Genomic DNA, 16,304 nt, shown 5'->3' on the forward strand with positions numbered 1-16,304 from the left:
GACGTTCATCCTGCCGGGGCGCCCACCACGGGTGTCCCGGCGTTCCGCTGACCCCGGCACGCCCGCACGCCGGTGGTCTCGACAGGAGCTGAGAACCGCACCGTGCGCATCCCGTTCGATCCGCGCCGAAGCCGGCGCAAGACCAATCCCGACGGCACCATGTCGCTGGTCGAGCACCTCTACGAATTGCGCACGCGTCTGCTGATCGCTCTCGCTGCGATCGTGCTCACCACCATCCTCGGCTTCGTCTGGTACAGCCGCAGCCTGTTCGGCCTCGACAGCCTCGGGGAGATCCTGCGCGGCCCCTACTGCGACCTACCCGCCTCGGCCCGCGCCGACCTGAGCAACGACGGGGCGTGCCGACTGCTCGCCACCGGACCGTTCGAGCAGTTCATGCTGCGCCTGAAGGTCGCCGCGACCGCCGGCATCGTCATGGCGTGCCCGATCTGGCTGTACCAACTGTGGGCGTTCGTCACCCCCGGCCTGTACCGCAAGGAACGCCGCTACGCGATCGGCTTCGTCACCTGCGGGGCGGCGCTGTTCGTCACCGGCGCGGTACTGGCCTATCTGGTGATCTCCCACGCGTTGTCGTTCCTGCTGTCCGTCGGCAACGACGTGCAGGTCACCGCCCTGTCGGGCGCCGAATACTTCGGGTTCCTCATCAACCTGCTGGTGATCTTCGGGGTGTCCTTCGAGATCCCGCTGGTGATCGTCGCGCTCAACGGCGTCGGGGTGCTGCCCTACGCCAAGCTCAAGGCGTGGCGGCGCGGGCTGATCATGGCGGTGTTCGTCTTCGCCGCCATCGCCACCCCCGGCCAGGATCCGTTCTCCATGCTCGCCCTGGCGTTGGCGCTCACGCTGCTCGTGGAGTTCGCCATCCAGATCGCCCGGCTGACCGACCGGCGCCGCGCCCGCAAGGCCCGCGCCGAGGGCTGGGCCGATCTCGACGACGACGAGGGTTCGACGATCCCGGCCCCGAGCCCGGTGGAGCCGGCAGCGCCGACGGCGCCCACCGACACCGTACGGACCGATCCGGCCCGCACCGACTACTCCGACACCCTGTGACCGGCGACCCCACTCCCGGCCCTGCCGGTAACGACGAGACCGGCACCGCGCCGCTCGTCCCCACCCCGCAGCTCGCGGAGTTCGCCACCGGCCTCGGGTTCCCGCTCGATCCGTTCCAGATCGAGGCGTGCCGCGCCCTCGAGGGTGGGCATTCGGTGCTGGTGTGCGCCCCCACCGGCGCCGGCAAGACCGTCGTCGGCGAGTTCGCGGTGTATCTGGCGCTGCAGGGCGGTTCCAAGTGCTTCTACACCACCCCGATCAAGGCGCTGAGCAACCAGAAGTACGCCGATCTGTGTGCCCGGCACGGCCGGGACTCGGTGGGTCTGCTCACCGGCGACCAGTCCATCAACTCCGATGCGCCGGTGGTGGTGATGACCACCGAGGTACTGCGCAACATGATCTACGCGTCGTCCACCGCCCTGATCGGGCTCACCCACGTGGTGATGGACGAAGTGCACTTCCTCGCCGACCGGTTCCGCGGCGCCGTGTGGGAAGAGGTGATCCTGCACCTGCCGGAGGACGTGCGGCTGGCGTCGCTGTCGGCGACCGTGTCGAACGCCGAGGAGTTCGGCGACTGGATGACCACGGTGCGCGGCGACACCACCGTCGTCGTCGACGAGGTGCGGCCCATCCCGCTGCACCAGCACATGATGCTCGGCTCCCGTATCTACGACCTGTTCGACCGCCGCGCCGACACCCACACCGCCCCGACCCGGCGGCGCCGCGACATCGTCGTCAACCCGGAGCTGGCGTCGGCGGTGCGGCAACGGCAGAGTCTGTCCGGGATGGACCGCTGGGGTGAACGCGGCCCCCGCTTCCGGCCGCCGCCGCGCCCGGAGGTCATCGTCCGTCTCGACCGCGACGGTCTGTTGCCGGCGATTACCTTCGTGTTCAGCCGCGCCGGTTGCGACGCCGCGGTGCAGCAGTGCCTGCGCTCGGGTCTGCACCTGACCGACGAGACCGAAGCCGCCGAGATCCGCCGGATCGTCGACGAGCACACCCGGGATCTGCCGCGCGGCGACCTCGAGGTCCTCGGCTACGCGTCGTGGCGCACCGCCCTCGAACGCGGCATCGCCGCCCACCACGCCGGGATGTTGCCGGCTTTCCGGCACACCGTCGAAGAACTGTTCGTGCGGGGGCTGGTGCGGGCGGTGTTCGCCACCGAGACCCTCGCGCTGGGCATCAACATGCCGGCCCGCACCGTGGTGCTCGAAAAGCTCGTCAAGTTCAACGGCGACACCCACGCCGAGCTGACCCCCGGCGAGTACACGCAGCTGACCGGCCGGGCCGGGCGGCGCGGCATCGACGTCGAGGGCCACGCGGTGGTGCTGTGGCAGCCGGGCATCGAACCGGCGGCGGTCGCCGGGCTCGCCTCCACCCGCACATTCCCGCTGCGCAGCTCGTTCCGCCCGTCCTACAACATGGCGGTCAACCTCATCGACGCCGTCGGGGTGGAGCGGTCGCGGGCGCTGCTCGAGATGTCCTTCGCCCAGTTCCAGGCCGACAAGTCGGTGGTCGGTCTCAAACGCGGCATCGACCGCAACGAGGCCACCCTCGCACAGCTGCGCGACCAGCTCGGCGGTGAGGGCAGCGAGATCCTCGACTATCTGCGGTTGCGCGCCGAGCTGACCGACGCCGAACGCGCCCACGAGCGGCGCGGCAAGCAGGATCGCCGGGCCGCGGCGGTGGCGTCGCTGGTGACCCTGCGGCGCGGTGACATCATCGCCGTGCCCGCCGGTAAACACACCGGCCTGGCCGTGGTGGTGCTGCCGGACACCGACGCCGGCGATCCGCGGCCGCAGGTCGTCACCGCCGACGCGTGGTCCGGTCGCCTCTCCGCCGGGGACTTCCCGACCCCGGCGACGGTGCTGGGCACGCTGCGGCTGCCGCGGCACGTCGATCACCGCACCGGCCGTGGGCGCCGCGACATCGCGTCGGCGTTGCGGTCGAAGGGCCTCGTGCCGCCGCGCCGTCCCAAGCGCAGCACGTCCAAGGGCGACACCCGCGAGATCGACGCGTTGCGCCGCGAACTCAAGCACCATCCGGCCCGCAAGCACCCCGATCTGGACTCGCTGGCGCGTGCCGGGGAGCGCTACCACCGGTTGCTGCGCGAAACCCAGCAGCAGCGCCGCAAGGCCGCCGCGGCGACGGATTCGCTGGCGCGCACCTTCGAGCGGATCGTCGCGCTGCTCACCGAACGCGGCTATCTCACCGAGGGTGACGATCCGGCGACCACCGAGGCGGGGGAGCGGCTCGCCCGCATCTACACCGAATCGGATCTGCTGGTCGCCGAATGCGTGCGTCGCCGTGCCTGGGCGGGACTGTCCGCCGCCGAACTCGCGGCGGTCGCCTCGGCGGTGATCTACGAGTCGCGCACCGACGAACCGGTCACCGTCGTCGGGCCGACCGACTCGATCCGGCACGCGCTGGCCGAGACCACCCGGATCTGCGACGGCTTGCGGGCCGACGAGATCCGGCACCGGCTGCCCCCGACCCGCGAACCGGATCTGGGTTTCGTCACCGCCGCCTACACCTGGGCGTCGACCGCGTCGCTGACCGAGGCGCTCGTCGCCGCGGAGGCCGCCGGCAAGGAACTCTCACCCGGAGATTTCGTGCGGTGGTGCCGGCAGCTGATCGATCTGCTCGACCAGGTCCGCACCTGCGCGGACGATCCGGAACTCGCCCGCACCGCCGGCAAGGCGGTCGGGGCGGTGCGTCGCGGGGTCGTCGCCGTCGATCCCACCGCCGAATGACCCGGCCCCTGCGGGGTGTCCGGGACGCCCGGTAGGCGTGGATGCCCGCGCGGCGGGTGGACGCTACCGTATGGGCACACAACGGGAAGGGTGAGTGGAGACGACGATGACCGGGCCGAACGAACCGCAGGACTCGCCGGGGCAGAAGCCGCCGGAATCGACGGATCCATGGGCACCCAACCCGACCTCCGGGGGCGGTGAGCAGCCCGGATCACCGTGGGCGCCGCCCGCCGGCCAGCAGCAGTGGGGGCAGGGCAGCGGCACCGGCTGGGGACAGTCGACCGCCGGGCAGTCGCCGTGGCAACCCGACACCGGTGCGGGCGGGAACGCTCCGCAGCCCGGGTGGGCGCCGCCCGCCGGCCAGCAGACTCCCGCGCAGCCCGGTGCCGGGCAACAGAATCCGTGGGGTGCGCCGACCGGTGCGCCGCAACAGGGCTGGGGTCCGGCCCCACAGCCGCCCGCCCCCGGCTGGGGGCAGCCGGCACCCGGTCAGCAGGCACCAGGACAGGCACCGGGCTGGGGTCAGCAACCGGGCGCACAGCAGCCGTGGGGCGCGCCCGGTCAGCAACCGACGCAGCCCGCCCCCGGGTGGGGTGGGCAGCAGCCCGCCGGGGCGCAGCCCTGGGGAGCGCCCGCGAACACCTGGCAGCAGCCCGGCGGCGCGCCTCAGCAGAACAGCAAGTCGAAGCTGCCGTGGATCCTCGGCGGCGCCGGGCTCGTCGTGGCGCTCGCCATCGTCGGGATCCTCGCCACGACGATATTCGGTGGGAAAGTCCTCGACACCGAATCCACCCAGGCGGGGATCGCGAAGGTGCTCACCGAGTCCTACGGGGCCGGGCAGGTCGGCGACGTGCAGTGCCCGAGCGATCAGAAGGTCGAGGCCGGCCACAGCTTCACCTGCGCGGTCACCGTGGACGACCAGTTCCGGGAGGTGACCGTCACCATCACCGACGACAACGGCACCTACGAGGTCGGCCGCCCCAACTGACCGGAAGCGGTCATCGGTCGGCCAGGGCCGCGACCAGCGCGGACACCGGCCGTTCCAGACCCCACCGCTGTGCCAGCGCGGTGAGCTGCTCCGGAGCGGCCGGTGCCGCCGGCAACACGTCCGAGCGGGACAGGTCCACGTCGGCGTCGGTGGCGACCCGCACCACCGGCAGCGCCGCATCCAGATAGTCCGCCGCAGCGGCGAGTTTGACCCGCATGCCCTTCGCCATCGACGACGACTCGTCGACCGCGGCCGCGCGCACCGCGTCGAGGGAGCCGTACTGCTGCAGCAACGACGCGGCGGTCTTTTCCCCGACCCCCTTGACGCCGGGCAGTCCGTCCGACGGGTCGCCGCGCAGCACCGCGAGTTCGGCGTAGGCGGCGCCGGCCCGCTCGCCGGGCACCCCGTAGCGTTCGGCGACCAACGCCGGATCGAACAACTCGGCCTTGGCCAATCCGCGCCCGGCGTAGAGCACTCGCACCGGCACCGGACTGTCGGCGACGACCTGCAGCAGGTCGCGGTCGCCGCTGACCACGATCACCCGGTCGATGGTCTCGCGGGCGGCGAGGGTGCCGAGCACGTCGTCGGCCTCGAAACCGGCCGCCCCGCCGGTGGCGATGCCGGCGGCGGCGAGCACGTCGAGGATCACCGGCACCTGCGGCAGCAGCGCGGGTGGGACCTCCTCGACGGTGCCGTCCGACCCGGTGGCGACCCGGTGCGCCTTGTAACTGGGGATCGCCGCGACACGGAAGGCCGGCCGCCAGTCCAGATCCAGGCACACCACCAGCCGGGTGGGGCGGTGGGTGCGGATCAGCGAGGCCACCATGTCCACTAAGCCGCGCACCGCGTTGACCGGGCTGCCGTCGGGGGCGGTGACCTTCTCCGGGATGGCGTGGAAGGCGCGGAACCACAGGCTCGCGCCGTCGAGCAACATCAGCGTGGGGTCCGGTGCGGGCGTGGGGTTCTCCGGTGCGGTCACGGACCACATCCTGCCATCCGGCCGCGGCCACTAGGCTCGAAGACATGACCACTGCCGTCCCCCGATTCCCCGCCGACCGTTACGCGGCCCGCCTGGCCCGCGCCGCCGAACTCGGTGCCGTCGCCGGCTTCGACGCGCTGCTCATCACCCCCGGACCGGACCTGCGGTATCTCACCGGTTCGCGCGCCGAGTCGTTCGAGCGTCTGACCTGCCTGGTGATCCCCACCGACGGCTCCGGCGCCACCGTGGTGGTGCCGCGGCTGGAGTTGGCGTCGCTGAACGACTCCGCGATCGGTGAGCTCGGTCTGCCGGTGCGGGACTGGGTGGACGGTCAGGATCCTTACGCGCTCGTGCGCGAACTCGTCGCGACGGCGGGGGCGTTCGCGGTGGCCGAGGCGATGCCGGCGCTGCACCTGGTGCCGCTGACCGCCCGGTTCGGCAACGCCCCGGCGCTTGCGACGTCGGTGATCCGGCAGCTGCGGATGGTCAAGGACACCGACGAGGTCGAGGCGTTGCGCCGCGCTGGTGCCGCCATCGACCGGGTGCACGCCCGCATGGGTGAATGGTTGCGCGCGGGACGCACCGAAGCCGAGGTGGCCACGGACATCACCGCCGCCATCCTCGAAGAGGGACACACCGCGGCGGCGTTCGTCATCGTCGGTTCCGGCCCGCACGGCGCCGACCCGCACCACGAGGTGTCCGAGCGGGTCATCGAATCCGGCGACATCGTCGTCGTCGACATCGGTGGTCCCGTCGAACCTGGCTACTACTCGGATTCGACCCGCACCTACAGCATCGGCGAACCGGACCCGGAGATCGCGACGAAGATTGCGGTGCTCGAGAAGGCACAACAGACCGCAGTGGATGCGGTGCGGCCCGGCGTGCGCGCCGAGGACGTCGACGCCGCCGCCCGCAACCTGCTTGCCGCCGCCGGCTACGGGGAGGCGTTCGTGCACCGCACCGGGCACGGCATCGGCCTGTCGGTGCACGAGGAGCCGTACATCGTCTCCGGCAACGACGACATCCTGCAGCCCGGCATGGCGTTCAGCATCGAACCGGGCATCTACTTCCGCGGTGAGTGGGGTGCGCGGATCGAGGACATCGTCGTCGTCACCGAGGACGGCTGCGAGTCGATGAACCTGCGCCCGCACGGATTGACGGTGCTGCCGGGCTGACACCCGGCCGGGTTCACCGCTCGTCGAGCAGGGCGAGCAGCTTGTCGGCGAGGGAGACGTCGATGCTCGGGGTGCGGTCACTGTCCATCCCGCAGAGAGTAGAACCCCGCCACTGCATCCCGGAGCTCGACCCGGGACACTGGCCGCATGAACCACACCGCGCAGGGAACCGTCGTCATCTTCGGGGGACGCAGCGAGATCGGCGTCGAGGTCGCCACCCGACTCGCGCCGGGCCGCACCGTGATCCTCGCCGCCCGTCGCGCCGACGACCTCGCCGACGAGTGCGCCGCCGTGCGGGTAGCAGGCGCGACGGCGGTGCACCCGGTCGAGTTCGACGCCGACGCCCTCGACACACACACCGCGGTGCTCGACCGGATCGCCGCCTTCGGGCCGATCGATGTGGCGGTGCTGGCCTTCGGCATCCTCGGTGACCAGGCCCACGCGGAAACCGATGCGGCCCATGCGGTGTCGATCGTGCACACCGACTATCTCGCGCAGGTCGCGCTGCTCACCGACCTGGCCCAGCGGCTGCGCGCGCAGGGCTCGGGGCGGCTGGTGGTGTTCTCCTCCGTGGCCGGGTGGCGGGTGCGCCGCGCCAACTATGTGTACGGGTCGGCGAAGGCCGGCCTCGACGGTTTCGCGTCCGGCCTGGCGGATGCCTTGCACGGCAGCGGGGTGTCGTTGCTGCTGGTGCGCCCCGGTTTCGTGATCGGCCGGATGACGGAGGGCATGAGCCCTGCACCGTTGTCGAGCACCCCACCGCAGGTCGCCGGCGCGACGGTGCAGGCGCTGCACCGCGGGCGCGGGGAGGTGTGGGTGCCGGCGGTGCTGCGCCCGGTGTTCTTCGGGATGCGCCTGCTGCCGCGGGCGATGTGGCGGCGTTTGCCGCGCTGACGACTGCGGCAGACGGCGAGCGCTTCGCACAGACCGGGCCGATGTCGCTTGTCTCCCGCGTAGCCCTTGTCCGTATAGAGCGCCCTTGTCCGTATAGATCCGGTCGTCGCGGACTCCGGCCTTTGAGGGCTCCGTGGTGCGGTTGCAGATCTTGGCCCACGGTGCTGCATCGGGAATAGCCGATCAGGATTCCATCCATGAGGCGACGAAAGTGCTGTTTGGGTCAGCTATTCGAGACCGACATGCAGGACGGTTAAGCAGGACGGTCGGACGGCCGTCTTCCGCAGGACGCGATCGAGTGCCGGACCGTGTCGGGGTGTGCTGTTTGAGGATCGGTCCGCAAAATTGATCTTGTTCCGAAAACGAACGTATATGAAACGTCCGCGACCGAATCGACCGACTAGGCGCGACAACTGTTGTGACTTCGTCTGCTGAATGGCGGGGTTCTTCGGTCGCTTCGTGGCGGGGTCAGGTGACACCGATGACCAGGGTGCTCTGTGCGGCTTCGATGACGTCGTTGGTGATGGTGTCGAGTTCGTTGATCTTCAGGACCCGCTGGATCTGGGGGAAGAGGCGTTCGAGGAGCCGGAAGTTGCCGCGGGTGATCCGTGCGATGGCTGCGATGGCTTGGGCGTCGGTGAAGTCGTCGGGGTCGAGGGTCTTGCCGAGGGATCGCCAGTGTCGCTCGAGGACGAACAGCAGTTCGTCTTGTCCCAGGGGCCGGTACTGGTGGGCGAAGCCGACTCGGCTGTAGAACTGGGGGTAGTGGCTGAACGGCTTCTCCAGGCCGGGCATGCCGATCAGGATCAGGGCGATGTCGTCGCGGTCGTAGCGATCGCGCAGCAGTTCCAGAGCGGCGGGACGCAGTCGTTCGGCCTCGTCGACGATGATCAGCTCCACGTAGTTCCTGCCGTGTCGCCATCCCCAGGCCTCGGGAGTGGCCGTGCCGGGAGGTACGAGGTGCTGCTCGATGCACATGTTGGTGCGGGTGATGGCTTGGGTCAGCTCGTCCTTCAGGGTCCGCGGGGTGGTCAGCACGCTGGGGGTGTAGAGCACGGTGCGGCTCCGGTTCAAGGCGGCGTAGATCTTGGCGTCGTTGTCGGAGCGCGGCCCCCAGTAGGTCAGCAGGTCATGAGCCTTCTCGTCGTGTGCGTAGCGGCGCGCGGAGAGTGTCTTTCCTACGCCGGCTGATCCGAAGCACAAACCGATGGTGTGCCCGCGGCGCACGGCGTCGGCGAACTCGGTGAAGCGGCGGTGCTCCTTGGTGACGATGAAGCGCTGGCTCACCTGAGGTCCTCCTTGTAGATCTTCAACGCGGACCTCGGCGCCGGAGCCGGTGCTTCGGTGATCCGTGGCGTCTCGGTAGGTGCGGCCACGAGGGCGATGCGTTCGTTGATGCCGGCTCGCAGCGCCCGGCGGCGGGCGTTGCGCGCGGCCTGGATCTCCTTGAGGCTGACCTTCTGGTCGTGGTGCTCTTGGTTGACGGCCTTGCAGACGAATTCGTCGTGATCGAAGACGCGGATCTCGGTGATGTCGCGGGGGTCGTAGCGGATCACGACCGAGCGTCCGACGTAGCCGGCCAGAGTTGGCGAGACGTAGCGCAGGCCCTGGAAGCGGATGCCATCGCGGCGCACGACGCGGGTCTTGGCGACGGTCAACAGCAGTCTGTCGAGGTCTTCCAGGCTCTCGGGCATTCGGGGCAGCCAGCCATCGGCGATCCACGCGCTGCGCGGGGAGGTTCCGAGCTCGCTGTGCGTGCGGTCGTTGTAGGTGGCCACGAACGCCTCCAGGGCGCTATCGAGGGCGGCCAGGGACAGTTTCGGTGTCGGCCAGGGGTGCCCTTCGGTGATGTGTCCGGGCAGGGTGGCGAGTAGCTCGGTGTTGATGGTGCCGAAGAACCGCTCGATCTTGCCCCGTCCCTGGGGTCGGGCGACGGTGGAGTGGATCAGTCGGATGTGGAGGTCGACGGCGGTGTGGGCGAGCTGGTCACTGGTGAAGTCGCTGCCGTGGTCGACGTAGAGCACGTCGGGCAGGCCGCACATCGGCCAGGCCGGGTCGGTCTTGTGCCAGATCGCTTGGCGCAGCGCCAGGGCGGTGTTCATCGCCGACGGTGCGCCCAGGAAGACTGTGTAGCCGCAGACCGCCCGGGAGCAGTCGTCGAGGATCGTTGTCAGCCATGGCCGTGCGGGCTTGCCGTCGGTGCCCACCACCAGGATGTCGAGCATGGTGTGATCGGATTGCCACATCGCGTTGGGCAGCTCTGCTTGCCGGCGTAGCACCAGCTCGTGCTTGTCGCGGTAGGACGCTGCGCCCTCCAGGGCGAGGGTGACCATGCCGGGATCCAGGGTCCGCACGATGTCCCACACCACCGAGTAGGAGGGGACCGGCCATCTCCGGGCGGCGCAGATGCCGGTGACTTTGCGGTGGATGGTGGCGATGGCCGGCCGCGGCTTGCTCAGTGCCAGGCCCTCGATCAGGTGGACGAGGTCGGGCGGAAGGCGGCGGGAGCCGGTGTCCGCTCGCGAGGCTGTCTCCAGTCCGGCGTAGCCGTCGGCGCGGTAGCGGGCGTGCCAGCGCTCCAGGGTCCGCAGCCCAACATCGGTCTCGCGAGCTAAGCGCGCGAGGGGCACCTGGTCCTCGACGTGGAGCCTGAGGATTCGCCACCGCGCTCGAGCGTCCACGACGCACCTACTGCAAGGCGTTCTCGCGCCCGCGCTCGGCGCGCTGAAGGGCGCGGTAGACCGTCGAGCGGCCCACGCTGAACAGCTCGGCCAGCTCGCCCACAGTGTGCTCGTCGGCGGCATGTAGCTGGACGAGGTGAGCTTCTTGCCGGGGGGTGAGTTTCGGTGACTTCCCGCGCAGCCGGCCCTTGGCCTTGGCGACCTTCATCCCCTCGCGGGTGCGGGCACGGATGAGGTCGGCTTCGAATTCGGCGACCATCGCCAGCACGTTGAACAACAGTTTCCCCATCGGGTCGGTCGGGTCGTACACCGATCCGGCGATGCTCAGCTTCACTTCCCGCGCCGCGAGGTCGTCGGCGATCTGGTGGGCATCACGGACCGAACGCGCCAGCCGATCGAGCTTGGTGACCACGAATGTATCGCCGTCCCGACACGCTGCCAGCGCCTGCTGCAGGCCCTCACGGTCGGCGTTGCGGCCCGTGAGCCCGTGATCGACGTAGATGCGCTTGGGATCGACGCCGAACGCCGCGAGTCCGTCACGCTGCGCGGTCAGGTCCTGCTCGTCGGTGGAGACTCGGGCATAGCCGACCTTCAAGGGGGACATGCTCCCCAGTGTGTCATATAGCCTCCCTTCACCGGACAGTTCACCGGACGGGTCTTACGGGACAGCCCGCCAGGCGTGCCGTCGTTCCTCTCGATAAGTAGCGGTGGTGTCCGGTGAGGGTTCCCCTTACGGGCATGCGATCTGGGCTGACGCCTGTGAACGAGTGTTCAGTACGCGCTGTATAGTTCAGTTCATGCTGACTATTGCATCGCGTCTCGACGTGATGAACCGCCTGGGTCGTGCACTGGCCGACCCCACTCGATCCCGGATCATCTTGACCCTGCTCGACCATCCCGCTTACCCGGCGGAACTGGCCCGAGATCTGGACCTGACACGCCCGAACGTGTCCAACCACCTGGCATGCCTGCGCGATTGCGGGATCGTCGTCTCCGAGCCCGAGGGTCGTCGGACACGATATGAGATCGCCGATTCGCACCTGGCGCAGGCGCTGACGGCACTGGTCGATGCCACCCTGGCAGTGGACGAAGACGCCCCGTGCATCGATCCCGCCTGCTCGCTTCCCGGATGCGACGCAGCTGGGGAGGGCGCATGATCCTCACCTCGGTCTTGCAGGCGATGGGCCTGTTCGCAGCGACCAACATCGACGACATCATCGTGCTCTCCCTCTTCTTCGCGCGAGGGGCAGGCCAGCGCGGCACTACCGCCCGCATTCTGGCCGGCCAGTACCTCGGATTCGCCGGCATCCTCGGTGCCGCGGTCCTGGTGACCATCGGTGCCGGAGCATTCCTGCCCTCGGCAGCCATCCCGTACTTCGGTCTCATCCCTCTGGGCCTCGGCCTCTGGGCCGCATGGCAGGCCTGGCGCGGAGACGATGACGACGATGACGACGAGGCCAAGGTTGCCGGCAAGAAGGTCGGCGTGTGGACAGTCGCAGGCGTCACCCTTGCCAACGGCGGCGACAACATCGGCGTCTACACCCCTGTCTTCCTCAGCGTGGAACCTCTCGCAGTAGTCGCCTACTGCATCGTCTTCCTCGCGCTCGTCGCGGTCCTGGTGGCCCTGGCAAAGTTCGTCGCCACCCGCCCCCCGATCGCCGAAGTGCTCGAACGCTGGGAGCACATCCTCTTCCCCATCGTTCTCATCGGCCTCGGCATCGTGATCCTCGTCAGCGGCGGAGCCTTCGGACTCTGACGTAGCGGCAGCGATCCAAACGGCCCCGACCGGGCGCACCCCTCTCGGTTCAGACCGCGACACCTACCTGCAGCCAGTCCTGTGCGATCGCGGCAACAAGACCGCCACGGAGCGCTGCAAAAACCCCGCCACCAAGCGAACGAAGCCACAAACTGTTCCGAAACCCATGTCTAAAACCTCTGGTTCAAAACCAGCCTTGTCGGCGAGTTATGGAACACTGCGAGCTTGTGAGCGAACTTCTGGGCTATGCGAGGGTCTCGACGACCGATCAGACCCTCGATCTGCAGAGCGACGCACTGAGGGCCGCGGGGTGTTCGCGGATCTGGACTGAGACCGCCAGCGGTGCTACCACCGCCCGGCCGCAGCTCGACGAGGTGTTCTCTCACCTTCGGTCTAATGGGACAGTCGGGTATTGAAACTCTCCGAATCCTGCGCTCTATCTCTCGCCCCTGTATTGGGTCCGACTGCGCCGCTGGCCATCGCGAGTGTTCGGCGCGTCCGAGCGGCGTGGCTATCGTGTCAGGGTGACTGTGACGACTGAGTTCAGAACCGAACGGCGTTCTCTGAGCGGGTGGGGTAGGCGTGCAGCGACACCAGCAGACGTGCTGCGCACCCCCGACCTCGAGGTAATTGCCCAGGCAGTGCAGCAAGCCGGCCCGCGCGGGGTTATCGCGCGCGGACTGGGGCGCAGCTATGGCGACCCCGCGCAGAATGCGGGCGGCCTCGTCGTCGACATGACGGCGCTGCACCGTATCCACCACATCGACCCCGACTCGGGTGTCGTCGATCTCGATGCCGGTGTCAGCCTCGATACGCTGATGCGCGCCGTCCTTCCGTACGGCCTGTGGGTTCCCGTACTACCCGGCACCCGGCAGGTCACGGTCGGCGGCGCGATCGGTGCCGACATCCACGGCAAGAACCATCACTCGCACGGCAGTTTCGGCAACCACGTCGAGTCCCTCGACCTGTTGGCCGCCGATGGAAGTGTTCGTACTTTGTCACCCTCCGGCGCGGAGCAGGACCTGTTCTGGGCAACAGTCGGCGGAATGGGCCTGACTGGCATCGTCGTGCGGGCGCGCGTACGAATGAAGCACACCGAGACCGCCTACTTCATTGCCGACCACGACCGCACGGCCAACCTCGACGAGACGATGGATCTGCTGACCGGCGGTTCTGATGAAGGCTACGACTACTCGATGTCGGTGCCCGATACGATCTCGACCGGCTCGAAGCTGGGTCGAGCGGGATTCACCCGAGGGTCGCTGGCCACCGTGGACCAGCTTCCGCCGAAACTTCGCCGGGACCCACTGCGGTTCAACGCCCCACAACTGTTCACCGTCCCGGACATCTTCCCGAGCGGGATGGTCAACCGGTTCACGACGAGGGTTGCCGCCGAGGCCGCGTATCGCATGTACCCGAAACACGGCCGGGGAACGATCCAAAATCTGACGCAGTTCTATCACCCGCTGGACCTGCTCGGAGAATGGAACCGGGCCTACGGATCGAAAGGGTTTATGCAGTACCAGTTCTCGGTTCCGTTCGGTGCTGAGCAGCAGCTCGCTGACGTCGTCCGGGCGATCGCCGAGTCCGGTCACAGGTCGTTCCTAAACGTGTTCAAGCGCATGGGCGAGGGCAATCCTGCGCCGCTCTCCTGGCCGCAGCCGGGATACATGCTGAGCCTCGACTTCCCGATGAAGGACGGCCTGGGCAGATTCTGCGACGAACTCGACGAGCGCGTCCTCGATCTCGGCGGCCGGCTCTACTTCGCGAAGGACTCACGCACCACACCCGAGCGCATCGCACGAATGTATCCGCGGCTCGAGGAATGGCAAGCCACGCGGGATCGGATGGACCCCGACCGGATATTCGTCTCCGACCTGGCTCGTCGGCTCCGCTTGGTCTCCGGGTAGGCCAGCGTTCGCGCGTGACCTGCACCGGTCTTTCAGACATGGTCGGGACACAGCAGTGTCGGTGTCGTCTGCCATCCCGCTTCGGTAAGCCATCGCTGGATCGGCTCTGGCACGCCGTCCTCGGCGCCAGCGCCGGGTTCTCCCGCGAGAATGGGGCCGTCTCCGCAGATGGTGCAGGCGACGTCGACAGCCTTGTCGTCGGGTTGGCAACTGCGGCAATGGTGTCGGGTGATGATCGTGTCGGGGTCCTCGGGGTCGAGGTACAGCCAGGTGACGGCCAGGTCGGCGCGCTGGTGTGCCGCCTCGGATCGGGTGGCGGGCTCGTGCCCGCAGCTCGGGCAGGCACGCGACGTCGTCTTTCGCGGCGGGGCGGGGTGTTCAACCGCAGACACGCGTGGATTGACGCCAGTCGGCGTCGCAGCCTCCGCCGGCACGGTGTCGGTCTTCGTGAGGTGCCCGTAGAGAGTGGTGCGGCGCACGCCGAGCAGGCCGGCGATCTGGGCGACGGTGTGCTTGCCCCCGTCGTAGAGACGTTGGGCGTGCTCGACCTGCTCGGCGGTGAGTTTCGGTGGCCGGCCGCCCTTGCGGCCGCGGGCCCGGGCGGCGGCCAGTCCGTCGCGGGTGTTGGCCACGATCAATTCGCGTTGGAGTTCGGCGAGCACCGAGAGCATCCCGAACATGGCGCGGCCCTCCGCGGTGGCGGTGTCGATGCACTGCTCGAGCACCTTCAAGCCCACGCCCTTCTCCCGGAGCTGCGCGCCGAGACCGATCAGGTGCAGTACCGAGCGACCCAACCGGTCGAGACGAGTGATCGCGAGCTGGTCACCGTCGCGTAGGAGCCTGAGCACCAGGTCCAGTTGCGGTCGGGACGCCTTTGCGCCGGAGGCGTAGTCGACATGAATGTTCTCGTCGGCGACGCCGGCCCGGCGTAGGGCGTCGATCTGATGGTTCGGATTCTGGTCTCCGGTCGAGACGCGGGCATAGCCGATCAGCACGTGTCGACAATATCCGAATCTGGGGTTATCCGACGTTGATTATCGACGCGGGTTTTCGACAGAGTCGACCTGGGTTGACGATCCGACCATCGGATGTGTCGACAAACGATGGTTTCCCGTCACGCTTCGGTGAGGCTCAATCACTGTGACTCGCGGCGATAGATGGCGGAGTTCTCGCATCGTCAGCTGGCGCCAATGACAAGGGTGCTGCAGACGGTTTCGACAACGTCGGCGGTGATGGTGTGGAGTTAGTTCGCTGATTCAGCATCCGGGGGAAGCCCGATTGCTGCCGTAGCAGCAGTGGTAAGTTCGTGAGCGGTCCGCCGCGCCTACTTCTGATGTGAGCTGCAAACCCATCGGCGGCCGAATCAGAATTCCTGGTCGCGAAGCACACGACCATCCCGGCGCCGGTTCCTTTCCGGCGAACCGTTTCCGAACCACCAGCAGATCGGTCTGTCTGGCGTGCGCCGGACCGGCCAGGAAAGGATCAGCCTACGATGACCACTTCGATTCGCATCCCCGGCACCGAACGAGAACTGCTTGAGACCCTGCTCGACCAGGCACGCGCCGATCTCATCGACACGGTCCGCGGCCTGTCCGAAACCGACGCCAGAAGCCGCCTCGTACCCTCGCTGACAACCCCGATAACCCTGATCAAACACGCCGCATTCGCCGAGCGAATGTGGTTCCAGCGCACGCTCGGACGGCTCGCCGACAACGAATGCGACGGCCCGCTGTGGGCACACGGAGGATTCGAGGTGGGCGATGACGAGACGGTGTCCGAGGTGATCGGGGAGTTCGAACGCGCCAGCGCCCGAGCCAGGTCTATCGCAGCGCGGACCCCCCTCGACGAGACTCGTGAGCATCCACACGTGGAAGGCGTCGTCAGCCTTCGCTGGATCTATGTGTTCATGACCGCCGAGTTCGCCCGGCACGCTGGCCACGGAGACATCCTGCGCGAACAGATCGAGGCCCAATGACTGAATCCTCCCCATAGCCCGGACGCTGTGAGCGTCCAACTCTCCGCCCTTGGTCTCTGCTTCCCGGACCGAACCCTGCAATGGGGGCGACGATGCAGCAGCTGATGCCCTGCATCGCGAACCCCGTC

General features: G+C 68.5%; 15 protein-coding genes. 10 read left to right on the forward strand and 5 right to left on the reverse strand.

Annotated features, from left to right (window positions below):
• Nucleotides 1-102 precede the first annotated feature (102 nt).
• The 3 genes from tatC (at nucleotide 103) to KXC42_RS27295 (ending at nucleotide 4,806) form a co-directional block, all read left to right on the forward strand.
• Nucleotides 103-1,065, forward strand: coding sequence for a twin-arginine translocase subunit TatC (gene tatC / locus KXC42_RS12625; protein WP_033098353.1), 963 nt, complete (start codon nucleotides 103-105; stop codon nucleotides 1,063-1,065).
• Nucleotides 1,062-3,818, forward strand: a complete 2,757-nt coding sequence (locus KXC42_RS12630; RefSeq protein WP_219129097.1) for an RNA helicase — start codon at nucleotides 1,062-1,064, stop codon at nucleotides 3,816-3,818. Before tatC ends, KXC42_RS12630 begins: the two co-directional genes overlap by 4 nt.
• Before the next feature lie 106 nt (nucleotides 3,819-3,924).
• The gene (locus tag KXC42_RS27295) at nucleotides 3,925-4,806 is read left to right on the forward strand and encodes a DUF4333 domain-containing protein (protein WP_257605818.1); all 882 of its coding nucleotides are present in this window, start codon (nucleotides 3,925-3,927) and stop codon (nucleotides 4,804-4,806) included.
• Between the two features lie 10 nt (nucleotides 4,807-4,816).
• Here the strand turns inward: KXC42_RS27295 and KXC42_RS12640 are convergent, their stop codons facing one another.
• On the reverse strand, nucleotides 4,817-5,794 hold the full coding sequence (locus KXC42_RS12640) for a 5'-3' exonuclease (RefSeq protein ID WP_219129098.1): 978 nt from the start codon (nucleotides 5,792-5,794) through the stop codon (nucleotides 4,817-4,819).
• Nucleotides 5,795-5,829: 35 nt separating this feature from the next.
• Here KXC42_RS12640 and KXC42_RS12645 point away from each other — a divergent pair, with 35 nt between their 5' ends.
• Entirely contained in the window at nucleotides 5,830-6,960 is a 1,131-nt protein-coding gene (locus KXC42_RS12645; RefSeq protein WP_219129099.1) for a Xaa-Pro peptidase family protein, read from the forward strand.
• 147 nt (nucleotides 6,961-7,107) lie between these two features.
• On the forward strand, nucleotides 7,108-7,854 hold the full coding sequence (locus KXC42_RS12650) for an SDR family NAD(P)-dependent oxidoreductase (protein WP_006552186.1): 747 nt from the start codon (nucleotides 7,108-7,110) through the stop codon (nucleotides 7,852-7,854).
• A 468-nt stretch (nucleotides 7,855-8,322) separates the two neighbouring features.
• Here KXC42_RS12650 and KXC42_RS12655 read toward each other — a convergent pair whose 3' ends face one another.
• From KXC42_RS12655 to KXC42_RS12665, 3 genes are read right to left on the reverse strand one after another with little or no spacing between them, the layout of a single operon-like run.
• A complete protein-coding gene (locus KXC42_RS12655; protein WP_064851817.1) occupies nucleotides 8,323-9,141 on the reverse strand; it encodes an AAA family ATPase in 819 nt (272 codons plus the stop codon).
• Nucleotides 9,138-10,535: a Mu transposase C-terminal domain-containing protein gene (locus tag KXC42_RS12660; RefSeq protein ID WP_082937603.1), complete on the reverse strand. Its 1,398-nt coding sequence runs from the start codon at nucleotides 10,533-10,535 to the stop codon at nucleotides 9,138-9,140. The genes KXC42_RS12655 and KXC42_RS12660 overlap by 4 nt, the downstream gene beginning before the upstream one ends.
• Before the next feature lie 7 nt (nucleotides 10,536-10,542).
• On the reverse strand, nucleotides 10,543-11,139 hold the full coding sequence (locus KXC42_RS12665) for a recombinase family protein (protein WP_064441666.1): 597 nt from the start codon (nucleotides 11,137-11,139) through the stop codon (nucleotides 10,543-10,545).
• A 193-nt stretch (nucleotides 11,140-11,332) separates the two neighbouring features.
• Here KXC42_RS12665 and KXC42_RS12670 point away from each other — a divergent pair, with 193 nt between their 5' ends.
• From KXC42_RS12670 to KXC42_RS12685, 4 genes are all read left to right on the forward strand, one after another.
• Nucleotides 11,333-11,692: a helix-turn-helix transcriptional regulator gene (locus tag KXC42_RS12670; protein ID WP_006590980.1), complete on the forward strand. Its 360-nt coding sequence runs from the start codon at nucleotides 11,333-11,335 to the stop codon at nucleotides 11,690-11,692.
• On the forward strand, nucleotides 11,689-12,291 hold the full coding sequence (locus KXC42_RS12675) for a cadmium resistance transporter (RefSeq protein WP_016997609.1): 603 nt from the start codon (nucleotides 11,689-11,691) through the stop codon (nucleotides 12,289-12,291). The genes KXC42_RS12670 and KXC42_RS12675 overlap by 4 nt, the downstream gene beginning before the upstream one ends.
• Nucleotides 12,292-12,500: 209 nt before the next feature.
• Complete coding sequence (locus tag KXC42_RS12680) at nucleotides 12,501-12,707, forward strand: recombinase family protein (protein ID WP_373922154.1); 207 nt, start codon at nucleotides 12,501-12,503, stop codon at nucleotides 12,705-12,707.
• A 108-nt stretch (nucleotides 12,708-12,815) separates the two neighbouring features.
• Complete coding sequence (locus KXC42_RS12685; protein ID WP_306833794.1) at nucleotides 12,816-14,201, forward strand: FAD-binding oxidoreductase; 1,386 nt, start codon at nucleotides 12,816-12,818, stop codon at nucleotides 14,199-14,201.
• Nucleotides 14,202-14,233: 32 nt separating this feature from the next.
• Here the strand turns inward: KXC42_RS12685 and KXC42_RS12690 are convergent, their stop codons facing one another.
• The gene (locus tag KXC42_RS12690) at nucleotides 14,234-15,196 is read right to left on the reverse strand and encodes a recombinase family protein (RefSeq protein ID WP_219129100.1); all 963 of its coding nucleotides are present in this window, start codon (nucleotides 15,194-15,196) and stop codon (nucleotides 14,234-14,236) included.
• Nucleotides 15,197-15,693: 497 nt separating this feature from the next.
• On the opposite strand from KXC42_RS12690, the gene KXC42_RS12695 reads away from it, so the two are divergent.
• On the forward strand, nucleotides 15,694-16,176 hold the full coding sequence (locus KXC42_RS12695) for a DinB family protein (protein WP_219129101.1): 483 nt from the start codon (nucleotides 15,694-15,696) through the stop codon (nucleotides 16,174-16,176).
• Nucleotides 16,177-16,304 lie beyond the last annotated feature (128 nt).

The sequence above is a fragment of the Rhodococcus sp. LW-XY12 genome, assembly GCF_019317345.1.
Lineage (GTDB): Bacteria > Actinomycetota > Actinomycetes > Mycobacteriales > Mycobacteriaceae > Rhodococcus > Rhodococcus pyridinivorans.